The 23,128-nt window shown below is 40.4% G+C and carries 21 protein-coding genes and 1 pseudogene; 9 read left to right on the forward strand and 13 right to left on the reverse strand.

Annotated elements, in window-relative coordinates:
• The first annotated feature begins 1 nt into the window (after position 1).
• Positions 2-772: a 3'(2'),5'-bisphosphate nucleotidase CysQ gene (cysQ, locus tag MTF66_RS31470; RefSeq protein ID WP_248529614.1), complete on the forward strand. Its 771-nt coding sequence runs from the start codon at positions 2-4 to the stop codon at positions 770-772.
• 456 nt (positions 773-1,228) lie between these two features.
• Here the strand turns inward: cysQ and MTF66_RS31475 are convergent, their stop codons facing one another.
• Positions 1,229-3,766, reverse strand: a complete 2,538-nt coding sequence (locus tag MTF66_RS31475; protein ID WP_248529615.1) for a P-loop NTPase fold protein — start codon at positions 3,764-3,766, stop codon at positions 1,229-1,231.
• 240 nt (positions 3,767-4,006) lie between these two features.
• Positions 4,007-4,804: an alpha/beta fold hydrolase gene (locus tag MTF66_RS31480; RefSeq protein WP_248529616.1), complete on the reverse strand. Its 798-nt coding sequence runs from the start codon at positions 4,802-4,804 to the stop codon at positions 4,007-4,009.
• A 475-nt stretch (positions 4,805-5,279) separates the two neighbouring features.
• On the opposite strand from MTF66_RS31480, the gene MTF66_RS31485 reads away from it, so the two are divergent.
• Entirely contained in the window at positions 5,280-6,551 is a 1,272-nt protein-coding gene (locus MTF66_RS31485; protein ID WP_248529617.1) for an aromatic amino acid transport family protein, read from the forward strand.
• A gap of 100 nt (positions 6,552-6,651) precedes the next feature.
• Here MTF66_RS31485 and speD read toward each other — a convergent pair whose 3' ends face one another.
• From speD to MTF66_RS31525, 8 genes are all read right to left on the reverse strand, one after another.
• Positions 6,652-7,464, reverse strand: a complete 813-nt coding sequence (gene speD / locus MTF66_RS31490) for an adenosylmethionine decarboxylase (protein ID WP_248529618.1) — start codon at positions 7,462-7,464, stop codon at positions 6,652-6,654.
• A gap of 87 nt (positions 7,465-7,551) precedes the next feature.
• Positions 7,552-7,965, reverse strand: coding sequence for an OsmC family protein (locus MTF66_RS31495; protein WP_010392086.1), 414 nt, complete (start codon positions 7,963-7,965; stop codon positions 7,552-7,554).
• A 102-nt stretch (positions 7,966-8,067) separates the two neighbouring features.
• Positions 8,068-8,406 (reverse strand): DUF3802 family protein, encoded by a 339-nt coding sequence (locus MTF66_RS31500; RefSeq protein WP_010392083.1) that lies wholly within the window; start codon positions 8,404-8,406, stop codon positions 8,068-8,070.
• Positions 8,407-8,550: 144 nt separating this feature from the next.
• Positions 8,551-10,020, reverse strand: a complete 1,470-nt coding sequence (astD, locus tag MTF66_RS31505; RefSeq protein WP_010392081.1) for a succinylglutamate-semialdehyde dehydrogenase — start codon at positions 10,018-10,020, stop codon at positions 8,551-8,553.
• Between the two features lie 15 nt (positions 10,021-10,035).
• A complete protein-coding gene (astA, locus tag MTF66_RS31510; RefSeq protein ID WP_055012478.1) occupies positions 10,036-11,052 on the reverse strand; it encodes an arginine N-succinyltransferase in 1,017 nt (338 codons plus the stop codon).
• A gap of 84 nt (positions 11,053-11,136) precedes the next feature.
• The gene (locus tag MTF66_RS31515) at positions 11,137-12,342 is read right to left on the reverse strand and encodes an aspartate aminotransferase family protein (protein ID WP_008108435.1); all 1,206 of its coding nucleotides are present in this window, start codon (positions 12,340-12,342) and stop codon (positions 11,137-11,139) included.
• Positions 12,343-12,712: 370 nt separating this feature from the next.
• On the reverse strand, positions 12,713-13,873 hold the full coding sequence (locus MTF66_RS31520) for an HDOD domain-containing protein (protein WP_010392076.1): 1,161 nt from the start codon (positions 13,871-13,873) through the stop codon (positions 12,713-12,715).
• 47 nt (positions 13,874-13,920) lie between these two features.
• Positions 13,921-14,502: an aminodeoxychorismate/anthranilate synthase component II gene (locus MTF66_RS31525; protein WP_109875692.1), complete on the reverse strand. Its 582-nt coding sequence runs from the start codon at positions 14,500-14,502 to the stop codon at positions 13,921-13,923.
• 249 nt (positions 14,503-14,751) lie between these two features.
• Between MTF66_RS31525 and MTF66_RS31530 the strand changes: the two genes are divergently transcribed.
• From MTF66_RS31530 to MTF66_RS31545, 4 genes and pseudogenes are all read left to right on the forward strand, one after another.
• On the forward strand, positions 14,752-14,994 hold the full coding sequence (locus MTF66_RS31530; RefSeq protein WP_054202764.1) for a YdcH family protein: 243 nt from the start codon (positions 14,752-14,754) through the stop codon (positions 14,992-14,994).
• A 168-nt stretch (positions 14,995-15,162) separates the two neighbouring features.
• Entirely contained in the window at positions 15,163-16,668 is a 1,506-nt protein-coding gene (glpK, locus tag MTF66_RS31535; RefSeq protein WP_248529619.1) for a glycerol kinase GlpK, read from the forward strand.
• A gap of 14 nt (positions 16,669-16,682) precedes the next feature.
• Positions 16,683-18,185, forward strand: a complete 1,503-nt coding sequence (gene glpD / locus MTF66_RS31540; protein ID WP_248529620.1) for a glycerol-3-phosphate dehydrogenase — start codon at positions 16,683-16,685, stop codon at positions 18,183-18,185.
• Between the two features lie 39 nt (positions 18,186-18,224).
• Positions 18,225-18,396, forward strand: a pseudogene (locus tag MTF66_RS31545) (glycerol kinase); the annotation flags it as partial.
• Positions 18,397-18,519: 123 nt separating this feature from the next.
• Here MTF66_RS31545 and MTF66_RS31550 read toward each other — a convergent pair.
• Positions 18,520-19,443 carry a LysR family transcriptional regulator gene (locus MTF66_RS31550; RefSeq protein WP_248529650.1) on the reverse strand — a complete coding sequence of 308 codons (924 nt, stop codon included), beginning with the start codon at positions 19,441-19,443 and terminating at the stop codon, positions 18,520-18,522.
• Between the two features lie 124 nt (positions 19,444-19,567).
• Between MTF66_RS31550 and MTF66_RS31555 the strand changes: the two genes are divergently transcribed.
• The gene (locus MTF66_RS31555) at positions 19,568-20,320 is read left to right on the forward strand and encodes a 3-oxoacyl-ACP reductase family protein (protein ID WP_138570126.1); all 753 of its coding nucleotides are present in this window, start codon (positions 19,568-19,570) and stop codon (positions 20,318-20,320) included.
• Between the two features lie 225 nt (positions 20,321-20,545).
• Complete coding sequence (locus MTF66_RS38550) at positions 20,546-20,674, forward strand: hypothetical protein (protein WP_258306477.1); 129 nt, start codon at positions 20,546-20,548, stop codon at positions 20,672-20,674.
• An 11-nt stretch (positions 20,675-20,685) separates the two neighbouring features.
• Here MTF66_RS38550 and MTF66_RS31560 read toward each other — a convergent pair whose 3' ends face one another.
• On the reverse strand, positions 20,686-21,084 hold the full coding sequence (locus MTF66_RS31560; RefSeq protein ID WP_248529621.1) for a thioesterase family protein: 399 nt from the start codon (positions 21,082-21,084) through the stop codon (positions 20,686-20,688).
• Positions 21,085-21,114: 30 nt separating this feature from the next.
• Here MTF66_RS31560 and MTF66_RS31565 point away from each other — a divergent pair, with 30 nt between their 5' ends.
• The gene (locus MTF66_RS31565) at positions 21,115-21,819 is read left to right on the forward strand and encodes a 2OG-Fe(II) oxygenase (RefSeq protein WP_010392055.1); all 705 of its coding nucleotides are present in this window, start codon (positions 21,115-21,117) and stop codon (positions 21,817-21,819) included.
• 71 nt (positions 21,820-21,890) lie between these two features.
• On the opposite strand, the gene MTF66_RS31570 is transcribed toward MTF66_RS31565, so the two are convergent.
• Entirely contained in the window at positions 21,891-23,126 is a 1,236-nt protein-coding gene (locus tag MTF66_RS31570; protein WP_248529622.1) for a cysteine desulfurase-like protein, read from the reverse strand.
• Between the last annotated feature and the right edge of the window lie 2 nt (positions 23,127-23,128).

Here is a 23,128-nt window from a genome sequence, read left to right on the forward strand (position 1 = left end):
AATGAACCAAACTGAACTGCTAGAAGAAACCCTTATTCTCGCTCGCGAAGCGGGAAGCGCGATTATGGGTATTTACAACAAAGACTTTAACGTTGAATACAAAGCTGATGAAAGCCCCGTAACCGACGCCGACTTAGCAGCTCATAAAATCATTAGTGCAGGGCTCAAAAGGCTCACTCCCGATATTCCTGTATTGAGTGAAGAAAGTGCCGACATTGGTTGGGACGTACGCCAAACATGGAACAGCTATTGGCTGGTTGACCCAATTGATGGCACCAAAGAATTTATTAAAAAGAACGGTGAATTTACCGTTAATATTGCCCTAATCGAAAATGGCAAACCAGTTTTAGCTGTGGTTGATGCCCCTGCGCTAGGTGTATCGTACATAGCCGCCGAAGCCATTGGTGCTTTTAAAGACAAAGGCGATGAGCGCATCGAGCTTAAAGTCACCACTAAGCCTAACAAAGGGCTTATTCGTGTTGTAGGCAGTCGCTCGCACCCCTCCCCTGATTTAGCTGAATTTGTAAAACGCTTTGATGAGGTTGAAATGGTGTCAAAAGGCAGTTCACTGAAACTGTGTTTAGTCGCCGAAGGCAGTGCTGATATTTACCCCCGCTTGGGCCCAACCTGCGAATGGGACACAGGCGCTGGCCATGCTATTGCCGAAATAGCCGGTGCTAAAGTGACTAAACTTGATGGCAGTCCGCTTATTTATAACACCAAAGATGAGTACTTGAATCCATATTTTGTGGTGAGTGCGGTGGAAGAATAAGAGCTGAGAGTTGCGGGCTACGGGCTTAGAGTCGCGAGCAGCTCAATGGCAATTTAAACACCGTAGGTTGGGTTGAGTGGAACGAAACCCAACAAGTACCTACTGGCTGCGGGTTACGGGCTTAGAGTCGCGAGCAGTTCGATAACAATTTATACACCGTAGGCTGGGTAGAGCGAAGTGAAACCCTGCGCAATTTAGCTTTAAGCGGTAAGTTGCAAGCCCTGCTCTTCACTCGTAGTTTAATTTAAAAACAACCTCACCACAGAGCACACCGAGGCGCTTCGCACTACACAGAGAATTTTAGCCATAAGCAGTAGAGTTTTAAGCGATAAGTTGTAAGTCTAGCATTTACTTCTCTCGTAGGAATTGGCTTAAGCCACGAAAAACCTTATAACTAGCTCTATTTAAAAAAACAATTTCACCACAGAGCTCACAGAGGCGCTTCGCTACAATGGGTTAGGTAAATCTATTTATTCTATCATACTGTGCTTGCAAACAACCTGCATTCGATAGTTCAACACCTTCATTTATAAGTAAATCTAAATCTTTTAACTTTAAATGAATTGCTAGTTTATCTTTTTCGTTAGGAATAGAACTTGTGCTAACGGGTAATTTATTAAAACTAATTTGTAAAAGCTTGAGTATCAATAAGCCAACAGGGCTATTCTTTAATGCTTCAAGATCTCCAGTAAAATCCTCAACACCTAAATAACAAACAAGTGCTTTTAACTTTTCACTGTCATCTTTGGTATTAAAAAGCTGATTAAACACCTCATACACATTTTCGAGTGTTAAATAATATGCGATAAATTGAATTATCTTGCATGTAGCTTGATCATTTAGTTCACCGATACTCATTGGTATATTTTTTTCACATACATATATTGAAGAATCTTTATCTTTTGAACGCATAACTGCAAATAAAGAATATTGCGCTTCGTGAGCACTATTTTTTAAAGACAAATATTTACTAATAAATTCTATTAAACCAGGTTCCCCTGCTTCAATTATTGCCATCACGCTTTGATCCGATAACTCACCATCGGGCACTTTCTCTAACAATATACGCCTTAAATAATCAACATCAGAATGTGTGCAACCAACGGATTGTTCATGATCTTTGCTTGAATCGAGCTTTAATTTTTTTCCAGCAATGTCTTCTATATGTGTGACATCACTTTTAAGGAGCATCGCTTTTAAATAATTATAGATAAGCTCGGATCTTATAACATTCGGGTTCGGCTCATTCTGCTGTTCTGTTATATCTTCCTTTCGTAACTGAGCAATTTCACGCAATAAATTGTCTAAATCATCTTTATTTTTTTTGATTTTAGATTCAGCTTTGCAGTATCGTTCAAAATAAACAGGATTGGTTTCTCGAAGTGCAATAACCATAAGTAAAGAATAGAAATTAACCTCTCCCATTAACTTATTAGGTTGCCACGCTTGATTAACTCGACGTAGTATTTTCTTAAGCTGGCGAGGTGAATCTATAATTGCAATAACTTGATCTAATTTATTCTTTTCATGGCTGTTGCTATATTTATAAAGAATGATTTTACTATGATTGTTTTTAGCCTCATCAATACTGGCTCTAGTAAAGCTAGCTAGCGTTTTTCTAAAATCTATTTTTTCAATATCTTCCCTATAATCTGTCGCTTTTGAGATCACTTCAAAATCCTCTGGTTTGTCATTACCCATAGCAATAATAAAGTTGATATTACTTAAGTCTTTATTCCTTAACCTATCCAGTAATGCAGCTATATCATTTAGGCGTTTTTCATTTTCATCACCTGTGCATCGGTCAACGTCTTGTAGGGTGATCAATAATTTATGATTTGTTTCCTCTAATACTGCATTAAGTTTTTGAAAGCTTTCTTCAATATCAACAGGGCCTGCGAGTAGTGTGGATGCAAATTGAAATATACCGCCTCCTGACTTTAGTGCTTCAGTATAATGCTTAGGCAACGAACGAAAAGCGCACATATCAATATACTGGCTGATATCATCGATAATATGGCTAAGTACAACATGTGCAACACTATCGCTTGCAGCGCCCCATGTTGATATATCGCTGTGTATCCAAATTTCATCTGGCTTAGGGATATTTGCTAACTTATTTGCAATACTAGCAACTATACTGCTTTTTCCACATCCGAATGGTCCACACAGCGCGATATGCTGGGCTCCTCTTAGCCCACATTCGTTTTTATCGCCGCCTGTCCGAAGCCGCTGAGTAATACGCTTTGCATAAACCTGCAAGTCAGGCTCTAATTGCTCAGTATTTTTAATAGTTGAATCATCTTTAAACCATTTTCGAAAATTTTCTAAGCTATCAAGTGTTAATTCAGCTTCTTGTTTTGATTCGACTTTCGACTCTGCACTAGATGCTTTTAGCTGCTCACATAGCAAATATACCGACATGACCAAATAAGCAACTGCTATACAAAAGAACACCCAGAATGCTTGCTCTGTTTCAACTAAGCTTATTGCAGAAAATAAATAAAATGCTGATACCGCGCACAGTACGACTGAAAATATGGGATTTTTTGTATACAGTTTAGTTTGATAGATAATAGTCGCTGCAGCAGCTAAAAAACTCAGTGACAGAAACTTGAAACTTACAAATGCATGAGCAGCTAATTGAGCTAAAATTTCATTGGAATAAGTTACATACACATAACTAACAATGAAAAATACTCCAAACAATACACTCATTGTCACGGGCGGATATCGCCAGTTAAATCCAATACTGCGTTTAGCGTGAGAAATGTAGAACTTATCCAGCAACAGTTTTATGCCAATACCAGCTAAAAATGCGCTGCTGTAATGCAAAACCGGATTAGCATTTAAAATAGCGCCCAAACTTGAATATGCTTTTTGTACAAAACCGATTTTGCTTAAAAATACGGTAATTGTTGCAGCGGTAATTGCGCACAACAAAAGGGAAAACCAACGCGTGGCTGTAATGGGGAGTGTTTTAACTTGCGACAACTTAATATCCTTATCAATACGTTACCTTGCCAGTGTATATCAATTGAACATTATTGGATAAGCTGTTTAATAAATAAAACCGCTCTCTTGGCTAGCGACTCGCAGACACTATGTAATATTGGGTTTCGCTGCGCTCTACCTAACCTACGTTTTAATATAAAAATGAAGTTTTATTACTTTAGGTCTTGTTTTGAGTTTAGGGCTAAAGTCAAAAAGAAAGAGCTACTCCTTCTACAACCCCTAACGATTTTGCTGTGCTATAAAAGCAAGCGAGTGTTGATTGAATAAGTCAGGGCGTTCTACGTTACAAACATGGCCGCAATGGTGAATGGTTTGCAATACGCTATTTTTATGGCGCTTAACCATTTCTTTAACCGGGCCAAGGAACATATGATCTTCTTTACCCATAATGTAAAGAATGGGTATATCAATGTCTTTTTCTTTGAAATACTGCATTAAAGGGTTTACGTCCATGGCTAATTTAAACCATTTTATAAACTCTTTTTGGCACAAGCGTTTTGCTTCACGAATAAACAAAAGTCGAGACTCTTTATGACGCTTTTTCGGCATCATAATAAAAGCAAATAAACGATACAACCACATGTAAGGCAACAAGTGTTTAAAGGTATTGCCTAAATAAACCAATGTATTACTACGGGTATTAAAACGAGTAACCGCCCCACCTAGCACCATACTAGAAACATATTGCGGGGCAATTTCTGCAATATTTCGAATAAGAATTGTGCCCAATGAAATACCAACAAAATGTGCGCTGGTTATATTGTTATGATCTAACACATCGATAATGTCTTTAGAGACATTATTAAATGAGTAATTATTATCAACAAAGTTTTGTAATAGATCATTTGATTTACCGTGACCACGAAGATCAAGCAACAACACATTATATTCTTTTTTATAAGCTTTAAGCTGACGAAACCAGATTGCCGAACTCCCCCCTGCGCCATGAACAAATACTACCCATGTTTTACTGGTTTCATGCACAAAAATAGTATGGAAAAGAATGTCTTTGCTCATTGCAGTTAGCGGCCTATTTACTTCAGTTGGCTGATTAAATTGTAGAAAGTATAACGGAGTTTAGAAAAAATCTCTTATGAAGTTCCGATTAATGGCTTCAATATTACAGGGTAGAACTCGCTTTGAGTTGTTAGTTATCAACTAACTGGGCAAGAAAGTAGCCAAGTATTTTCAATTCTCATAATACCCTTACCAACCATTCGCTGGTTAATGCATACCAAGTACACATTCGCTTGAAAATAACTTTTCAGATTGTATGTCCCTCCTTCAATAGCATCTTTGCTGATTATTCACGCATTTCGCAGCATATTCCTGCACTAATTGCGCAGCTTTTAAACACTGTTTCATATTCGTGACAGTCAGTAACTAATACGCTACAACAAATTTATATCCAAGACATAAAAACACATGAAATGTGTGGTTAAAAACTATATTCTTCGGCGCAATTATTATGATAAATAATGGATATACACACATGACAACATCTCAAGGTGCAACGCTTTCAAATGCACCAGCACAAGACGCACACACGTCTAAATCAAAATGGAACCTGCATGATACGCAGTGGACACTGAGCCTTTTTGGCACCGCAGTGGGTGCTGGTATTTTATTTTTACCGATTAATATTGGTATTGGTGGTTTTTGGCCGCTGATTATTATGGCGTGTTTAGCCTTTCCTATGACCTTTTTAGCGCACCGTGGTTTGGCGCGTTTTGTATTATCATCAAAAAATAAAGAGGCTGATTTTACCGATGTGGTAGAAGAACACTTTGGCGTAAACGCGGGCCGACTGATCTCCTTGTTATACTTTTTATCAATTTTTCCTATTTTGCTCATTTACGGTGTGGGTTTAACCAATACGGTAGACAGCTTTATGGTCAATCAATTAGGAATGGAGTCGCCGTCACGCGTTGTGCTTTCAGGTGTACTTGTTGCTGTTATGATTGGCTTAATGATGGGCGGTGAACGCTTAATGCTACGCGCCTTTGCTATTTTAGTGTACCCGCTAGTGGGTATTTTATTCTTTTTATCTCTGTATTTAATCCCAAGCTGGCAAATGCCCGATACAACTATGCCTGGGCTAGGTAGCTTTAGTAAAACACTTTGGTTATCGATTCCTATTATTGTGTTTTCATTTAGCCATGCAGCGGCTATTTCAAGCTTTGTTAATAAACAACGCAGCCACTATGGTGACCTAGCAACCTCTAAGTCAGAGGCGATTTTAAAGCGCACTAGCTTATTATTGATTACCTTTGTTTTGTTATTTGTTTTCTCATGCGTGTTATCGCTTACCGGTGACCAAATGGCTGAAGCAAAAGCGGCAAACGTCTCTGTTTTATCTTACTTAGCTAATATTACGGAAAACTCATTCATTGCAACACTGGGGCCTTTGGTTGCCTTTATTGCGATTATGTCGTCGTTTTTAGGTCACTTTTTAGGGGCACGCGAAAGCTTTACTGGGTTAGTGACTAAACACTCAAACATGAGCCCTAAAGTCGCTGATAAAGTGGGTGCGGTACTGATGTTTTTCGCTATTTGGTTCTGCGCGGTTAAAAACCCAAGCATACTAGATATGATGGACCAGTTATCAGGCCCAATCATTGCGATGATTTTATTCATTATGCCAATGATTGCAGTTTACAAAGTGCCTAGCTTACAAAAATACCGTAACCGTTTAAGTACCTTATTTGTACTGGCTGTTGGCTCATTAGCTGTATTTGCGTTACTGTACAGCATGCTTAGCTAAGTAAGTATTTATTACAAAAGCCCAGCTCATTTACTTGAGCTTTCTCAGACATACAAAAATGGCGCTCAATGAGCGCCATTTTTATTTAATCTAATTGCTATTATTCTGTATCTGGCAGGTTCCGGCCATAGAATATTTCTTGCATTTCACGTGTTAGTTTTGAGCGAATCTGTTCTTCTTCGTCATCTGACAAGTCATCAGTAGATAAACCAAATAAATAGGTGTTTAAATCGGTTTCTTTTAACATCATTTTGGTATGGAACAAGTTTTCTTGATACACGTTCACGTCCATCATTTGGTACGCTTCTTTGGTATCTTCTGTCATGAAGTTTTGAATCGAATTAATTGCATGGTCAATGTAATGCTTAACGCCGTTTACATCACGGGTAAAACCACGTACGCGGTAATCAATCGTTACCACATCAGACTCAAGACTATGGATTAAGAAGTTTAACGCTTTAAGCGGCGAAATAATGCCACAGGTTGATACTTCAATATCCGCACGGAAAGTACAAATACCATCATCTGGGTGTGCTTCAGGATATGTGTGAACACAAATGTGGCTTTTATCAAGGTGTGCAACCACTGAGTCAGGTAATGGCCCTGGCGCTTCGTCAGCATCATAGTTTTGCTGCTCTTCTACAGGCTCTTCTGAAACTAAAATAGTTACACTGGCACCTTGTGGCTCATAATCTTGACGTGCAACATTTAAAATATTGGCACCAATAATATCAACCACATCACCTAAAATGTCGGTTAGTCTATCTGCACTATACTGCTCATCGATATATTCTATATATTCTTTACGTTGCTGCTCTGTTTTTGCATAGCAAATATCGTAAATACTAAAGCTTAGGCTTTTAGTTAAATTATTAAAGCCATGAAGTTTAAGTTTATCGAAGGGTTTGTTCATATAAACCAACCTATAAATTAGTGAAATCTGCACCTGCAGAATGAAAAGTTCGCGGATTTTATACGAATTTCACTCACGGAAAAAGCGTTATTTTTCCTGATCTTCAACAACTTCATGGCTGTGGGTAATTTCTACTGTTTTATCAAGCATTAATGCAACTGAGCAATACTTTTCGGCAGAAAGCGAAACCGCTCGCTCTAGGTGTTTTTCAGACACATTCTTACCAGTTACAACAAAGTGTAAATTAATTTTAGTGAACACGCGCGGGGCTGTTTCTGCTCGTTCAGCAGTTAATTGCACATCAACGGATGAGAAGTCTTGCTTGGTTTTTTTTAAAATACTTACCACATCAACCGATGAACAGCCACCGACAGACATAAGCACCATTTCCATTGGGCTTGGTGCTGCTCCGTCACTACCCGCATCAAATACCACATTATGATTACTATTAGAGCGGCCTATATAGGTATTACCTTCAACCCATTTTACATTTGCTTGCATTGTTTTATCTCATTAGTTTAATTTTGTATTCATTACACGCAGGCTCTCACGCGCATTTAAAATTAAATAGCGAATAAAGCGTGGTTTTTAAAGGGGGAACAATTAATTAATAGCGTTATCAAATAAGTTTTTAACTAGCCCAGCAAATTCATCAATAAAAGCATGCTGTTCTACTGTAACAGTGTGAGAGGTCACACTACTCAGCACTTCTTGTAAATCGTAAACAATGCCATCAACCTCGCGCACAATTTGACTGCGCTGCTCTGTAGAAAGGTCTGGGTGTTGTTGACAAATGCGTATGACATTTTCGGCAATTACATCTTCAATTAACTCAATAACGGTTGGCGCACCTGGCTTTATTTCGCCTGGTTTTTCAAACAACGCTAAGTTCTGAGTTAGGTACATTATTAAGTCATCGTACCCTTGCCTGTTTAAAACCATCGTTTATTTACCTCAAAAATACTGATTGCTTAATTTAAGCAGAAAGCACTAATAATTGCTAGCTTTGTGGGATTGCAATACAAAAAAAGCAGCCGAAGCTGCTTTTATACTAATTAAGTCGTACTTAACTAACGCTCAGAGGACTTAATCTATTTTTAAGCCTGGGCTTAATGTTGCTGGCATGGTTACTTTTTCAAGTTCCACAGAAGCAACAGGGTATGCACAGTAATCGGCAGCGTAATAAGCGCTTGCTCTGTGATTACCTGAGGCACCAATACCACCAAACGGTGCAGCACTTGAGGCGCCTGTAATTGGACGGTTCCAGTTAACAATACCCGCACGAATACGACGTAAGAAATGATCGTAATCAGCTTGGTTATCACTTAATAAACCTGCTGATAAACCAAAGCTAGTGTCGTTTGCTTTATCAATTGCTTGGTCAAAGTCATCAAAGCGGAATACTTTTAAAAGTGGACCAAAGTGCTCTTCATCTGGGAAGTCTTTAATATTTGTGCACTCAATAATACCTGGTGTAACAAAACCGGTGTTAGCTGTATGCTCAAGCTCAACTAACACGTCACCACCCATGGCTTTTAACTCGTCTTGTGCTTTAACCATACCAGCAGCAGCGGCCGCTGAGATCATTGAACCCATAAACGGTTGGTCAGCGTCGTCGTAGTTACCAACTTTAATTGCTTTAGTCGCTGTAATTAAGCGCGCTAAAATTTCATCGCCTTTAGCGCCTGTTGGTAAAAACAATTTTCGCGCACAGGTACAACGTTGGCCGCTTGAGATAAACGCAGATTGCACAATATCGTGCACTACAGCAAGAGTATCTTCTGCATCTTTAACGATTAGCGGATTATTACCACCCATTTCAAGCGCTAAAATTTTACCTGGTTGACCTGCGAACTGTTCATGTAAAATATGACCCGTACGTGAAGACCCAGTAAAGAATAAACCATCAATGCCTTTGTGTGACGCCAATGCTTTACCTGTTTCTACTTCACCTTGAACTAGGTTAATTACCCCAGCAGGTAAACCGGCTTTTTCCCATAGTTTAAGGGTTAGCTCAGCCACCATAGGTGTAAGTTCAGATGGTTTAAATACCACAGTATTACCGGCTAAAAGTGCAGGTACAATGTGGCCATTTGGTAAGTGCCCAGGGAAGTTGTAAGGACCAAATACAGCAACAACACCATGTGGCTTATGACGGATCATCGCACGACCTTGCGGCATAGCGTTTTCAACATCACCAGTACGGTCTAAAAATGCTTTTTCAGCAATGGCAATTTTACCTACCATGGCGCCCGCTTCAGTACGTGTTTCCCAAAGTGGTTTACCTGTTTCTTGTGCAATAGCAACCGCTAGCTCTTCGCTGTGCTCTTTTAATGTTGCAGCAAAGGTTTTTACAATCTCTAAACGCTCGCTAAAGCTTTTATCAGCCCAGCTGTAAAATGCTTCACGTGCTGATGCTACAGCGCTATCTACTTGCTCTGCGCTTGCAGCTGATGCCTGCCAAATAACGTCGTTATTTGCAGGATTAACTGAGTTAAATTCTGTGCCTTGGCCTTGCGACCATTGACCATTAATAAATTGTGCAGGATGAGTCATATACTTTCTCCTAAATTAAACTGGGGTAGCAGTAACAAAATCGCCCGATTTTAAATGTAATGCATCAGCAAGTTCTTGCGTAAGCACAAGGCTGTTTGAACGCGAATCAAATGCCATAGGAACAACGGTTGCTCTAAAGTCTTCAAGCTTATCATTGGCTAGCAATACCATGGTATCACCTGTCATTTCGCCAATTTCAACACTAAAGTTTTGTGCATTACGTACAGTAGCAATGTTATCTACTTTTGCTTCAACGGTTGGGCCTGCATCAAAAATGTCGACGTAACCATTAAAAGTAAAGCCTTCACTTTTTAATAACTGAATAGCTGGGCGCGTATTATCGTGTACTTGACCAATAACCGCTTGCGCTTCTTTACTCAATAAGTTGACGTAAATTGGGTATTTAGGCATTAACTCAGCAATAAACACTTTTTGGCCAATTCCCGTCAGATAATCTGCGGTTGGAAAATCCATTGAGAAAAAGTGCTCTTCAAGCCACTGCCAAAACGGGCTACTGCCGTTTTCGTCAGATACGCCACGCATTTCTGCGATAACGGTTTGTGCAAAGCGTTGCTGGTGCTGTTTTATAAACATAAAGCGTGCTTTTGAAAGCAGCTTACCGTTACAATTTTTACGATAACCGTCTTTTAAAAACAGCGTACACAGCTCTGTAGCCCCAGTGTAGTCATTACAAAGGGTGAGAATATCTACCGCTTTATATACATCTAGCGTGCGCGAAGAGTGAATCACTTTACTCAAATGATAGTGATAAAATGCGTCATCTAAGCCAACTGCCGCTTCAATACCTGAAGTACCAACTACTTCACCAGTTTCAGTATCTTCAAGAACAAATAAGTACCCTTCATCACCAGGCTGTGACGTGGTTTTTGTAAATGAGTTAACTGAATGTGCAATCTTCTTTTGTAATAACTCTTCATTATTAGGTAAAGAAGTAAAGCCATGTCCCGACTCGTCGGCAATGGTTACTAAAGCTGCATAATCACTTTTTTGGATTGGGCGAAGGATCATCATGAATCCGCTTACTCCCTTATATATAACGGTAAATAGGAACTGCAGGGCAAACAATGTTTGCCCTTAGAGAAGTTGAATTAGCGATTACGCATTTACAACGTGGGCTACTGCTTTTTCAAAGCGTGCCATACCTTCGCGAATATCAGCTTCTGGTATTACTAAAGATGGAGTGAAACGAACCACATCAGCACCCGCTACAAGTGACATTAAGCCATGCTCAGTACCTGCAACTAAAAACTCTTTAGCGCGTCCTTTGTACTGCTCATTAACTACGGCACCGATTAATAAACCTTGGCCACGAATTTCACTAAATACATGGTACTTTTCGTTAATCGCATTAAGTAGCTCGGTAAATAACGCCGCTTTTGCTTTAACGCCCGCTAATACTTCTGGATTGTTCACTGTATCAAATGCAGCTTCTGCAACTGCACAGGCTAGTGGGTTACCGCCGTAAGTAGAACCATGAGTACCTACTTTAAGATGCTGTGCAATCTCAGTGGTTGTTAGCATAGCGCCAATTGGAAAACCGCCACCAAGTGCTTTTGCTGAAGTTAAAATGTCAGGTACTACGTTTAAGCCTTGGTATGCGTATAGCTCACCCGTACGACCAACACCTGATTGCACTTCATCAAAAATTAGCAATGCATTGTGCTTAGTACATAAATCACGAACGCCTTGAGCAAATTCGTCAGTTGGCGAGATAATACCGCCTTCACCTTGAATTGGCTCCATCATTACCGCACAGGTGTTATCGCTAATCAACGCTTCAAATGCGGCAAGGTCATTGTAGTCACAATGAACAATGTCGCCTGGCTTAGGACCAAAACCGTCAGAGTAAGCCGCTTGACCGCCTACAGTAACCGTGAAGAAGGTACGACCATGGAAACCTTTATTAAAGGCGATAATTTGTGACTTTTCTGCACCAAATTTATCAAGCGCAAAACGACGCGCTAATTTAAGTGCCGCTTCGTTTGCTTCTGCGCCTGAGTTTGCAAAGTAAACTTTTTCTGCAAAAGTCGCATCAACCATTTTTTTAGCTAAGCGAAGCGCTGGCTCATTGGTCATTACATTTGATAAATGCCAAATTTTTTCGCCCTGCTCTTTTAATGCACCCACTAATGCAGGATGGCAGTGACCAAGACAGTTAACGGCAATACCACCAGCAAAGTCGATAAACTCTCGTCCTTGTTGATCCCATACACGAGAACCTTCGCCTCGAACTGGAATTACGCTTGAAGGTGCGTAGTTAGGAACCATTACGTGATCAAATAATTCGCGATTGACTGTCATTTTATTTCCTCTTAATTGTGTGCATCACAAAGCAGTAGAATAGGGGTGTGATTATTGTTAATAACCAAATGTGTCGGCAAAAAATAATAGCTATGTATTTGCCTGAAACTACGTTGTGGTTCAATTTTCAGGCGCTCATTATTTCAGAAATTTAGGGTTATGTCTCTTCAAAAACTTTCATGTACCCCTTTAAAATAAAGGGCTTAAGATATTATTTCATAGATAGTGAATAACTATTTGAGAGCTAATAATGATGTGCATTTACCTTAGTCAGCGCCTCTACAACGAAAAAAGCATAGCGCTTATAAACCAACTGCACATGAATAAGTAGAATTAAAGTGAATGAATAGTCGCAAAAAAATTAACAGATTTAATCGATTTGAAGTGCCAAATTAGTAAAATTAGCTGTTTGTAAGGTCTCTAACTCTTTTTTTGTAAACTTATAATAGCTAAACCAGCTTTGTAATTCATCGTCTTCAATAAGCTGGTGCTCTTTTAAATTTAAGTACTGAGAGTAGCAGCGAGCTTTTAAAATTACTTGCGATAATGGCAATAAGCTATCACCTTTTTCTGTCCCATTCACTAACTGCTGCATAACAGTGTTAAAGGGTAAGTATTTAAATGACATGGTTTCAATCACCTTGGCGCTAACAAGCAGTGATTTTTCATTCAGCAATGTCGTTAAAAATAGCGGGTCAGGTTTTAACTCCAACAACGCAGTGTGTAGGTTTTTGTCACCTTCTTCACGAGCACGCTGTATTTTGCGTTGCCATACTTGCTCAAACACTTTTAAGTATAAGCGCACTAAGGCAATCTGCCCCACATTTAATAACATGCCTAAGGTAAATGCATGCATGGGATTTAACCCATTAAGCTGCGCTAGAGTTTGTGCCGCAATAGCACATGACATAGTATTGTCTTTTAACCTGCGCTTTAATAGTGGAAATGGTGCGGTACTGTTTGGCATCCAATGGCGCACTGCAAAAGTAGGCACTACCAGTTGCAGGTTGTCTAAGCCTAAATAACGTAATGCCAATGCTGGGGTATCTACTTTGACTGAGGTGCCTTTACTGCGTTGCTTACGATAAAAAGGTAAATTAACTAAGGTAACCAGCTCTCGTCCAAGCCAGTTTAAATCGTTAATTAGCGGCTCTAAACGACCGACCGATGCCGCGCGTGTTGCAAGAATATCAAGTATAGCGGGCACATTATCATCTATACCAACAGTGTCTTTGATGACTAAATCTATGTCTTCAAGACGTTTGGCCATCACGGTTTCAATAACCGTATGTAATTTTTGACTGGTTTTTGCCTGTAACTTTTGATGTGAAGTACTTTTTTGTTGACGCTTTTGCTGAGCGGCCACTTCAACTTCTAATAAGGTACGCTTTTTAACGGGTTTACCGTCATTGAGGTCTAAGGTATGAATAAAGCCTATTTGCTGATTAGCAAAACTATGACCCAGTAGCAAATCATGCGCTCGTTGGTGTAGCACGTTAACAATTCGCTGTTGCTGCAATGTATCGGTCATAAACTCTATCTTAAGGCAAAAAAGGAAAATAGCTTACAGGTATAAGCCTAGAAGCGCGTTAAAAAGTTATCAAGTAAGGCTAAGCCTTGCTCGGTCAAAATTGCTTCAGGGTGAAACTGCACGCCTTCAAGTGCGAGCTCGTTATGCAACAATCCCATAATTTCATCACGCAGCCCAGTTTTACTTTGTGTCCATGCTGTTACTTCTAGTTCTTTAGGCAATGAGTGTGCTTCAACAATTAAAGAATGGTAGCGGCACACTGTCAGCGGGTTGGGTAAACCTTTAAACATACCTTGATGCTGATGATAAATTGGCGATGTTTTTCCATGCATAACCTGTTTAGCGCGCACCACCTTACCACCTAGCACCTGAGCAATGGTTTGGTGCCCCAAACAAATACCTAATATAGGATAAGTTCCTTTAAATTGCTCTACAACAGATAACGATACTCCCGCTTCACTTGGGCTTTTAGGGCCTGGAGAAATCACAATATGATCGGGGTTTAACTGTTTAATTTCGCTCAGCGTTATTTGGTCGTTACGTTTTACCACCACTTCTTGATCTAATCGTTGAAAATACTGTACCAAATTGTAGGTAAACGAGTCGTAGTTATCGATCATTAAAAGCATGTATTAAAGTACTCAAAGTAATTAGGCGGATGGTTATTGCATGCATATTCTAACTGAAGGCTTTGCAGGTGTCAGTGTTTTGCAGCTCAGCTAATACAAATAGCTCGCTTACAATCAGCAATGGTTGATTTATTTTAAATCAGCCCAAGCTCTATTATATGAGTAATTCAGTAGTTACAAACTGTCTATCAGTAAAGTGACCTGCATTATCCAACAGCGCATTAAATACGTATAAACAAGGAGTAACCTATGTTAGGCGAAGACCATTCATTAACTAAAGACTTTCCTGATTACACGCAAACAATTGCAAAACTCAATGCAAATGATGAAAACTTTGCTACTAAAGCAAAACAATACAATGAAATCGATAAAGAAATTCGGGTACTTGAACTACAAGACTCACCTATCGATGACGAAGCTATGCAGCAGCTAAAGCACGACAGAATGGTATTAAAAGATTGGTTACATCAACAATTAACGAGTACTAATTAATCACTATTGCTTGGCGTCTATTAAATAATAGGCGCCAAAATTTAATTATCATTTCCCTCTCCTACCCTCTGCTAATCTATAATTTTAACCATTATGGTGCAAAAGCATTGCTATTCGTTTAGCTTAAAGACAAGCTATCTTTATCTAAATTAAACAACATTATTTTTTATGGCTAAATACTTACTCTCGATTGATCAAGGAACGACAAGCTCTCGGGCTATTTTATATAGCAAAGATGCACAGGTGATAGGGAGTGCTCAACAAACCTTCCCTCAGCACTTTGTAAAAAATGGTTGGGTTGAACACGACCCTGTAGATATTTGGCAAACTGTATTAACCAGCGTCAAAAACCTCTTAGCGCAACAACAAGTAACTGCCGCCGACATAATTGCCATCGGCATTGCTAATCAGCGAGAAACCACTTTAGTGTGGAATAAAAAAACTGGGCAACCTATTTATAACGCGATTGTATGGCAAGACCGACGCACTAGTGAATATTGCGATAGTTTACGTCATGCTGGGCATACAAAAATGGTGAATGATAAAACCGGTTTAGTACTCGACCCTTATTTTTCTGCAACCAAAGTTCGTTGGATTTTAGATAACGTCACTGGCGCTAAAGAGCAAGCACATGCAGGTGAACTAGCATTTGGCACGGTAGATACCTACTTATTGTGGCAATTAACCGACGGTAAAGTGCACAAAACCGATGCCACTAATGCCTCACGAACTTTACTGTTTAATATTCATCAGCAATGCTGGGATGAAGAATTACTGGCTTTATTTGACATTTCACTGGCTATGTTACCTGAGGTAATGGACTCAGCGGCTGATTTTGGGTTAACAAGCAGCGAGTTGTTCGGTAGTGAAATTCCTATTTGTGGTATTGCTGGCGATCAGCAAGCGGCTTTAATTGGTCAAGCATGTTTTGAAGAAGGTATGGCAAAAAGCACCTACGGAACAGGCTGCTTTTTAATGCTTAACACTGGCGATAAAGCACTAAAATCAAGTAATCGTTTATTAACCACTCTTGCATATCGGCTCAACGGCAAACCCACCTATGCAATTGAAGGCAGCATTTTTATGGCTGGTGCCACCATGCAATGGATAGTAGAAGGCCTAAAACTATTAGAAAACGCAGGTGAAAGTGAAGCCCTTGTCAAAGGTGTTCCCTTAGATCATGGGGTGTTTTTAGTGCCCTCGTTTACTGGCTTAGGAGCGCCCTATTGGGATGCAAATGCAAGAGGCGCTATTTTAGGCCTAACCCGAGACTCAGGCATTAGCACCATTGTGGCAGCTGCCTTGCAGTCGGTGGGTTATCAAACCAAAGATTTACAAAAAGCTATGGAGGGTGACGGACTTCGCCCTAGTATTTTAAGGGTTGATGGCGGCATGGCAAACAATAATTGGGCCATGGCATTTTTAGCTAACATTTTAGGCGCAAGCGTTGAACGCCCAACCTTGACCGAAACCACTTCATTGGGGGTTGCCTACTTAGCAGGCCTGCAAACTGGGGTATATGAATCAACTGCGCAGCTTGCCAACATGTGGAAAAGCGATCGTCGCTTTGAACCAACCATGAGCAGTGAAGAGCGCAACGATTTATACGCAAAGTGGCTACATTGCATTGCACAAGTTAGACTTTCTAATAGCACTGACGACGAGAGTGACTAAACACTGGGAAATCTATGAGCGCACACGACAACGAATATGACTTACTCATTATTGGCGGCGGTATTAATGGCGCTGGCATTGCAGCCGATGCTAGTGGTCGTGGCTTAAAAGTACTCTTATGTGAGCAGAACGATTTAGCCTCTGCTACCTCTTCTAATAGCAGCAAACTTATTCATGGCGGGCTTCGCTATTTAGAGAACTATCAATTTAGATTGGTAAGAGAGGCCTTGCGTGAGCGTGAAGTACTGTTAAAAAAAGCACCTCATATTATGTGGCCACTGTCTTTTCGACTGCCGCACCAAGCACATTTGCGTTCGCCATGGATGATTCGCATGGGGTTATTTATTTATGACCATCTAGCCTGGCGTAATACTTTACCAGCTTCAAAAGCGATTGAGTTTAACCGCGATAGCGTACTTAACAGCAGCATCACCCAAGGCTTTGAATACGCAGACGGCTGGGTTGATGACGCGCGCTTAGTGATTTTAAACGCACAAGCAGCGCATAATTTGGGCGCCACAATTGCAACACGCACGCGCTGTATTAAAGCCACCCGTAATGCAGACTATTGGGATGTGACTTTAGAACAGCAAGCTAGCAAGCAACACCTAAATATTAAAGCTAAAAGTGTTGTAAATGCTGCAGGCCCTTGGGTCGCGTCATTATTTGAAGATGTATTTACCCAGCCCACACCACATACTGTTCGTCTTGTAAAAGGCAGTCACATTGTGGTGCCTCGGATCCACAGCCAGCCGGTTGCCTATATTTTACAAAACGAGGATAACCGTATTGTATTTGTGATTCCTTATGAGCAAGATTACTCACTAATTGGCACCACGGATGAAGAGTACACCGGCGATATTACTGATGTAAAAATTAGTGAGCAAGAAATCGAATACCTGATCAGTATTACTAATCATTACTTTAAAAAGCCAATAAGCGAAGCGGATATTGTGCACACGTTTAGTGGCGTGCGCCCGCTGTTAGATGACAAATCAACAGATGCCCAAGCTGTCACCCGCGATTATAAACTGATATTAAATAATGAAGCTGATCACGCCCCATTATTAAGCGTGTTTGGTGGCAAAATTACCACTTATAGAAAGCTTGCAGAAAATGCCGTCAATAAGTTAGCGCCTTTTTACCCAAAAATGAGTGGCTCGTGGACGAAAAACACCCCTTTACCAGGCGGCGACTTTAGTAACCAAGCATACCTTATCGCTCAGTTAGAAAGCAGCTATCCTTGGCTGCCAACCGACACCTTAAAACGTATGGCTCGCAGCTATGGTACGCTTAGTTTTCAATTATTGGGTAAAAGCCAAGCAATCGGCGATTTAGGTTATCACTTTGGTCATGGCTTATATGCACAAGAAGTTGATTACTTAGTTAACCATGAATGGGCAAAAAACAGCGCAGATATATTGTGGCGCAGAACTAAGCTCGGACTACGCTTTACTGAAAAACAAGTCATTGCCTTAGGGCAATATTTGACTAAACATCCTGCTTGCCACAACTAAACTGCGATTAACTCGTTGCAACAAGGTGCTGTGATGAGTGAGCGCCTTACTTTAACCGAAACCACCTCACTGGGGGTGACTTACTTAGCAGGATTACAAACTGAGGTGTATGAATCAACTGCGCAGCTTGCCAAGCGTTCGTCGCTTTGAACCAAGTATAAGCAGTGAAGAGCGCAACGATTTATACGCAAAATGGCTACATTGTATTGCATTGAACAAGTTAGACTTTTCAATAGCACTGACGACAAGAGTGAGCAAGTAAACACAAGAATACTTATGGGCGCACACAATAATACTAAAAGTACCTGCAATGTCGTACTTCGATTAATCAAAATCACAAAGAAGCCTCAAAAACATCTGGATGACGGCTAGCTAAAGTAATAATCTCATCTATGATGACTCTTATTTTAGGCATAATGTAAGGTGTTTTTAGCCAAACAATACTGATGGGTGCTCCTTCGCCATTGAATTTCTCTAATACAGGGCATAATTGCCCATCATCAAGGTATTGCTTCACTAACCATACTGGTAGTTGAGCTAAACCTGCATCAGATAAAGTCGATTGCAAAATACCTTCACAGTCGGCTATCTCATGACGTGCTGAAATATCAACAGATTCGGTTGTCCCTTTAGCATTTTTCAGCAGCCAACTATGCCTTTGTCCTATAGGCCACCCGACGATGCAATCATGTTGGGCAATATCTTCTTTTTTGGTAATCGGTGCTCGCGTTGCTAAATAAGAGGGAGAGGCACATATCACCCTTTTTTGCTCCCCTATTTTACGTGCAACAATATCGCCCGAGTTTTCTAAGTGCCCAACGCGGATCGCAAGATCAATCCCATCACTAACTAAATCCGTAGGACGGTCATTAAAGGTTATAGATAGATCTAATTGCTCGAACTTGGACGTTAATTCTAGCAACTTGGGTAGGATTGCTCTTCTACCGAGAACTGCGGGTAAATCAATACGCACACGCCCTGATGGCAATAACTGTTGATTGCTTAAGCGCTTCTCTGCTTCCTCTAAAATGGTCATCGCTTTAAGGCAGTCGGCTAAATAGGAATCCCCATCATTGGTTAACGCGATGCGTCGAGTTGTTCGATGAAGGAGTTTGGTGCCTAGCTGTTTTTCTAGTCGAGCAACGCTTTTACTTAAAGCTGAACCGGTCATTCCAAGCGCTTGAGCCGCAAGGGTAAAACTCCCCAACTGCGCAACGGTGACAAAGTGACGAACTTCTATAAATTGGCTTTTTAACATCATTAATTCCCCACAGGACTTTGTGTTTATCATTTTAAAGACTTAATAAACCAATGTGAATCGATTATTCTGCATACATCAACGAGATTATTCACATTAACTAATTTTAATTAAGGTAAACATAATGAATAACTTCAATAGATTCAGTGGGAAGGTTGCTTTTATCCAAGGTGGCAGTCGCGGTATTGGTGCCGCCATTGTTGAGAGATTGGCATTGGAGGGAGCGTCTGTTGCTTTTACATTTGTGTCATCTCACGAAAAAGCTAAAGCGCTTGCTGAGAACTTAACTTCACAAGGTAGCAAAAAAGTCATCGCAATAAAGGCGGATAGCACTAAGCCTGAAGATATCAGAAATGCAATCAGCGAAACCATAGAACAACTTGGTCAAATTGATATTGTCGTAAACAACTCAGGTACGCTGATCTGGGACAGTATTGAAAATTTGACGATGGATGATTGGGACAAGACCATCAATACCAACGTACGAAGTGTATTTGTGGCTATTCATGAAGCCGCGAAGCATATGAATAATAACGGCAGAATAATCAATATCAGTAGTACGAACGCTCAGCGCATTCCTTTTGCTGGCGGTTCTATATATGGAATGAGCAAGTCTGCACTAACCGGATTGGTTAAAGGTCTCTCTCGCGATCTAGGCTCTAGAGGCATTACAGTTAATAACATTCTTCCTGGTCCAGTGGATACTGACTTAAACCCAGACAATGGCGATACTTCGGAGCCTGTAAAAGCAATAGGTGCACTTGGTCGTTATGGTCAAGTTGAGGAGATTGCTAGCTTAGTTGCATTCGTTGCTAGCTCAGAAGCGGGTTATATCACTGGCGCTGACTTGATGATCGACGGTGGATTTTCCGCTTAATCAAGATATGCGGTCGAGTAGCTCGTGATTTATCAATCTAACTTCAGCAATCATCGATACATGGTCAGTAAAGAGAAGTACTATGGTTGGCCTATTTCAAGGCCAACCTTTTTAGAATACCTACAAATAGCAATTAGCTGTCACAACATAAAAATCCAATATTAAATACTGAGCCCACAAAAAAGAGGCTACCAATCGACACCTTAAAACGTATAGCGCGCAGCTATGGCACACTTAGTTAACCATGAATGGTTAAGAACTAACGCAGATATATTGTGGCGCAGAACTAAGCTCGGACTACGCTTTACTGAAAAACAAGTCATTGCCTTAGGGCAATATTTAACTAAGTCATAGCTAAACTGCGATTAACTCGTTGCAACAAGGTGCTGTGTTAATGCAGCTTTTTCATCAGTCGAAAGCATTTGCTTTGTTTTGCTGGCGAAGTCATAACGTACCATGACCGTTTTACCAATAGCACAGCACTTATCTTGCTGCCAGGCTTCTTGGCGGATCACAAATGAGCTATTACCAATCTGCTCTATGCTGGAGTTAATTGTCACTTCATGGGCATAAAATAACTCGCCGACAAACGACACTTCAACCTTAGCAATAATTAACTTCCAGTTGTGAGGATTAAGATCAGGGGTAAAAAATTTAAAAATAGGTACTCGGGCGGCTTCAAACCAAACAGGGAGTACGGTATTGTTGATGTGTCCGAGTGCATCCGTTTCGCTAAAGCGCGGCATCACTTTTTCAGTAAACATAATAATCCATAATAATTAAACAGGTAACTCATGACGGACTTTATCCGCGTGTATGACAACGCGCTCAGCAGTGACTTTTGTGATAACTTTATCACTACCTTTTCTCAAAGCCCGCATATTAAACAAGGGATGACATCGGGCGGCGTTGATCTTAATAAAAAAGATAGCCACGACCTGCACTTAAACAACCATCCTGAATACGCAGAACAATTAAAGCATATTCAACAAACCACTGCACAGTATGTTTTTAAATACATCGAAGAACATATTTTTATGATGATTGGGGCATTTGGTTTAAAAGTGTATCACCCAAAAACAGGCCAGCCGGTAGATTTGACTCATGCCAATTATGACGAAGTAGGTAAACCACAACTTCCTTTATTGGTGCAACAAATTTTTAGGCTCGGTAATATTCAAGCACAAAAATATGAGGTCAATAAAGGGGGCTATCCGTATTGGCATAGTGAGGTGTATCCGCAGTTACAACATAATGAAGCCCTGCATCGGGTATTGTTATTTATGTTTTATTTAAATGATGTTGAAGAAGGCGGAGAAACCGAGTTTTATTATCAAAATCGTAAAATAGCCCCTAAAAAAGGCAGCATGGTGGTTGCTCCAGGATATTTCACGCATACACATAGAGGCAATAAGCCAGTATCAAATGATAAGTATATTTTAACCTCATGGGTTTTGTTTAATCGAGCAGAGCAAATATATGGAACCCCACAAAGCTAGGTAATCAGCCAATAAAAAAGCCATAAGTAATTTTTACTTATGGCTTTAAAAAGTATTGAATAAATAAGGGATTAACCTAGTAGCTCATCAAACAAATTAAATAGCGTGTCCATTTCTTCTAGAGTGTTATAGTGCATGCAACCAATGCGAACTACGCCGCCCTTATTAAGCACACCAAGTTGTTTGCATAAACCTTGGGCGTAAAAATTACCATCCCATACACATACATGTTGTTTGCCTAAAAATTCAGACACTTGGCGAGGCTCTAACCCTTCAAAGGTCAGTGCAAACGTAGGGGTACGCTCACTTAAGCGTGCTAAGTCATCAATACCAAACAATTTAATACGCGGGTAATTAACAAGGCGAGTTAAAAAGTATTCACTAAGCGCCATCTCGTGTTGTTTCGTTTTTTCAAACGCAACACGCAGTTTTTCTCGGCGTGAGTGACTGTCATTAAGCTCGCTAATTGCCGCAATGTAATCAACCGCTGCAATAAAGCCCGCTAGTGCTTCAAAACTTTGTGTGCCGGTTTCCCAGCGGCCTGGAGCAACATCTTTTGCTGGTTCTACTTTATAAGGTGTAAACCCTTCTAAGTGATCTGTTTTGCCATAAACCATGCCTAAGTGCGGACCAAAAAACTTATATGCAGAACACGCTAAAAAGTCACAATCTAACGCTTGCACATCGATTAGTTCATGAGGGGCATAATGCACAGCATCAACATATACCAATGCACCGACATTGTGAGCAAGCTCTATAATACGTTTAATATCGTTAATAGAGCCTGTGGTATTTGATGCATACGTAACCGCAACTAATTTAGTGTTAGCGTTTAATAAGCTTTCAAAATGCGCCATATCTAAACTGCAATCGGCTTCGTTAATTAGCGCAGTGTTAACCACTGCGCCTTTATCTTCAGCGGCTTGCTGCCAAGACGATACATTTGAAAAATGATCTGCATTGGTCACAATAATTTCATCGCCAGCTTGCCAGTCGCGTGAAATCGCGCGACTAAAGCTAAATGTTAGGCTGGTCATGTTGGGACCAAACACAATATTTTGTGCACTCGGCGCATTTAACAAATCAGCCGCCGCTTGACGCGCATTAGCCATCAGCTCAACCGTTTTGTCACTTGAGAAAAACGCACCGCCCAAGTTTGAATTGTAATGCCCTAAATAAGCGGTCATGGCACTCAGTACCGGCTGGGGCACTTGTGAGCCACCTGGCCCATCTAAGAATACCGGTGACTTGCCATCAACCGTTTGCATTAAAGCGGGAAATTGCGCGCGCAATTGCATTAAATTCATTT

It is taken from the genome of Pseudoalteromonas sp. 2CM39R (genome assembly GCF_023161845.1).

What these genes read in the sequence shown, in the direction of transcription:
- MTF66_RS31515 (WP_008108435.1), bottom strand. Translation starts at nt 12,342, where the DNA reads ATGACAGTCAATCGCGAATTATTTGATCACGTAATGGTTCCTAACTAC.
- MTF66_RS31495 (WP_010392086.1), bottom strand. Translation starts at nt 7,965, where the DNA reads ATGCAAGCAAATGTAAAATGGGTTGAAGGTAATACCTATATAGGCCGC.
- cysQ (WP_248529614.1), top strand. Translation starts at nt 2, where the DNA reads ATGAACCAAACTGAACTGCTAGAAGAAACCCTTATTCTCGCTCGCGAA.
- astD (WP_010392081.1), bottom strand. Translation starts at nt 10,020, where the DNA reads ATGACTCATCCTGCACAATTTATTAATGGTCAATGGTCGCAAGGCCAA.
- MTF66_RS31565 (WP_010392055.1), top strand. Translation starts at nt 21,115, where the DNA reads ATGACGGACTTTATCCGCGTGTATGACAACGCGCTCAGCAGTGACTTT.
- MTF66_RS31480 (WP_248529616.1), bottom strand. Translation starts at nt 4,804, where the DNA reads ATGAGCAAAGACATTCTTTTCCATACTATTTTTGTGCATGAAACCAGT.
- MTF66_RS31485 (WP_248529617.1), top strand. Translation starts at nt 5,280, where the DNA reads ATGACAACATCTCAAGGTGCAACGCTTTCAAATGCACCAGCACAAGAC.
- glpD (WP_248529620.1), top strand. Translation starts at nt 16,683, where the DNA reads ATGAGCGCACACGACAACGAATATGACTTACTCATTATTGGCGGCGGT.
- MTF66_RS31570 (WP_248529622.1), bottom strand. Translation starts at nt 23,126, where the DNA reads ATGAATTTAATGCAATTGCGCGCGCAATTTCCCGCTTTAATGCAAACG.
- MTF66_RS31520 (WP_010392076.1), bottom strand. Translation starts at nt 13,873, where the DNA reads ATGACCGATACATTGCAGCAACAGCGAATTGTTAACGTGCTACACCAA.
- glpK (WP_248529619.1), top strand. Translation starts at nt 15,163, where the DNA reads ATGGCTAAATACTTACTCTCGATTGATCAAGGAACGACAAGCTCTCGG.
- astA (WP_055012478.1), bottom strand. Translation starts at nt 11,052, where the DNA reads ATGATGATCCTTCGCCCAATCCAAAAAAGTGATTATGCAGCTTTAGTA.
- MTF66_RS31530 (WP_054202764.1), top strand. Translation starts at nt 14,752, where the DNA reads ATGTTAGGCGAAGACCATTCATTAACTAAAGACTTTCCTGATTACACG.
- MTF66_RS31525 (WP_109875692.1), bottom strand. Translation starts at nt 14,502, where the DNA reads ATGCTTTTAATGATCGATAACTACGACTCGTTTACCTACAATTTGGTA.
- MTF66_RS31500 (WP_010392083.1), bottom strand. Translation starts at nt 8,406, where the DNA reads ATGGTTTTAAACAGGCAAGGGTACGATGACTTAATAATGTACCTAACT.
- MTF66_RS31555 (WP_138570126.1), top strand. Translation starts at nt 19,568, where the DNA reads ATGAATAACTTCAATAGATTCAGTGGGAAGGTTGCTTTTATCCAAGGT.
- MTF66_RS31550 (WP_248529650.1), bottom strand. Translation starts at nt 19,443, where the DNA reads ATGTTAAAAAGCCAATTTATAGAAGTTCGTCACTTTGTCACCGTTGCG.
- speD (WP_248529618.1), bottom strand. Translation starts at nt 7,464, where the DNA reads ATGAACAAACCCTTCGATAAACTTAAACTTCATGGCTTTAATAATTTA.
- MTF66_RS38550 (WP_258306477.1), top strand. Translation starts at nt 20,546, where the DNA reads ATGGCACACTTAGTTAACCATGAATGGTTAAGAACTAACGCAGATATA.
- MTF66_RS31560 (WP_248529621.1), bottom strand. Translation starts at nt 21,084, where the DNA reads ATGTTTACTGAAAAAGTGATGCCGCGCTTTAGCGAAACGGATGCACTC.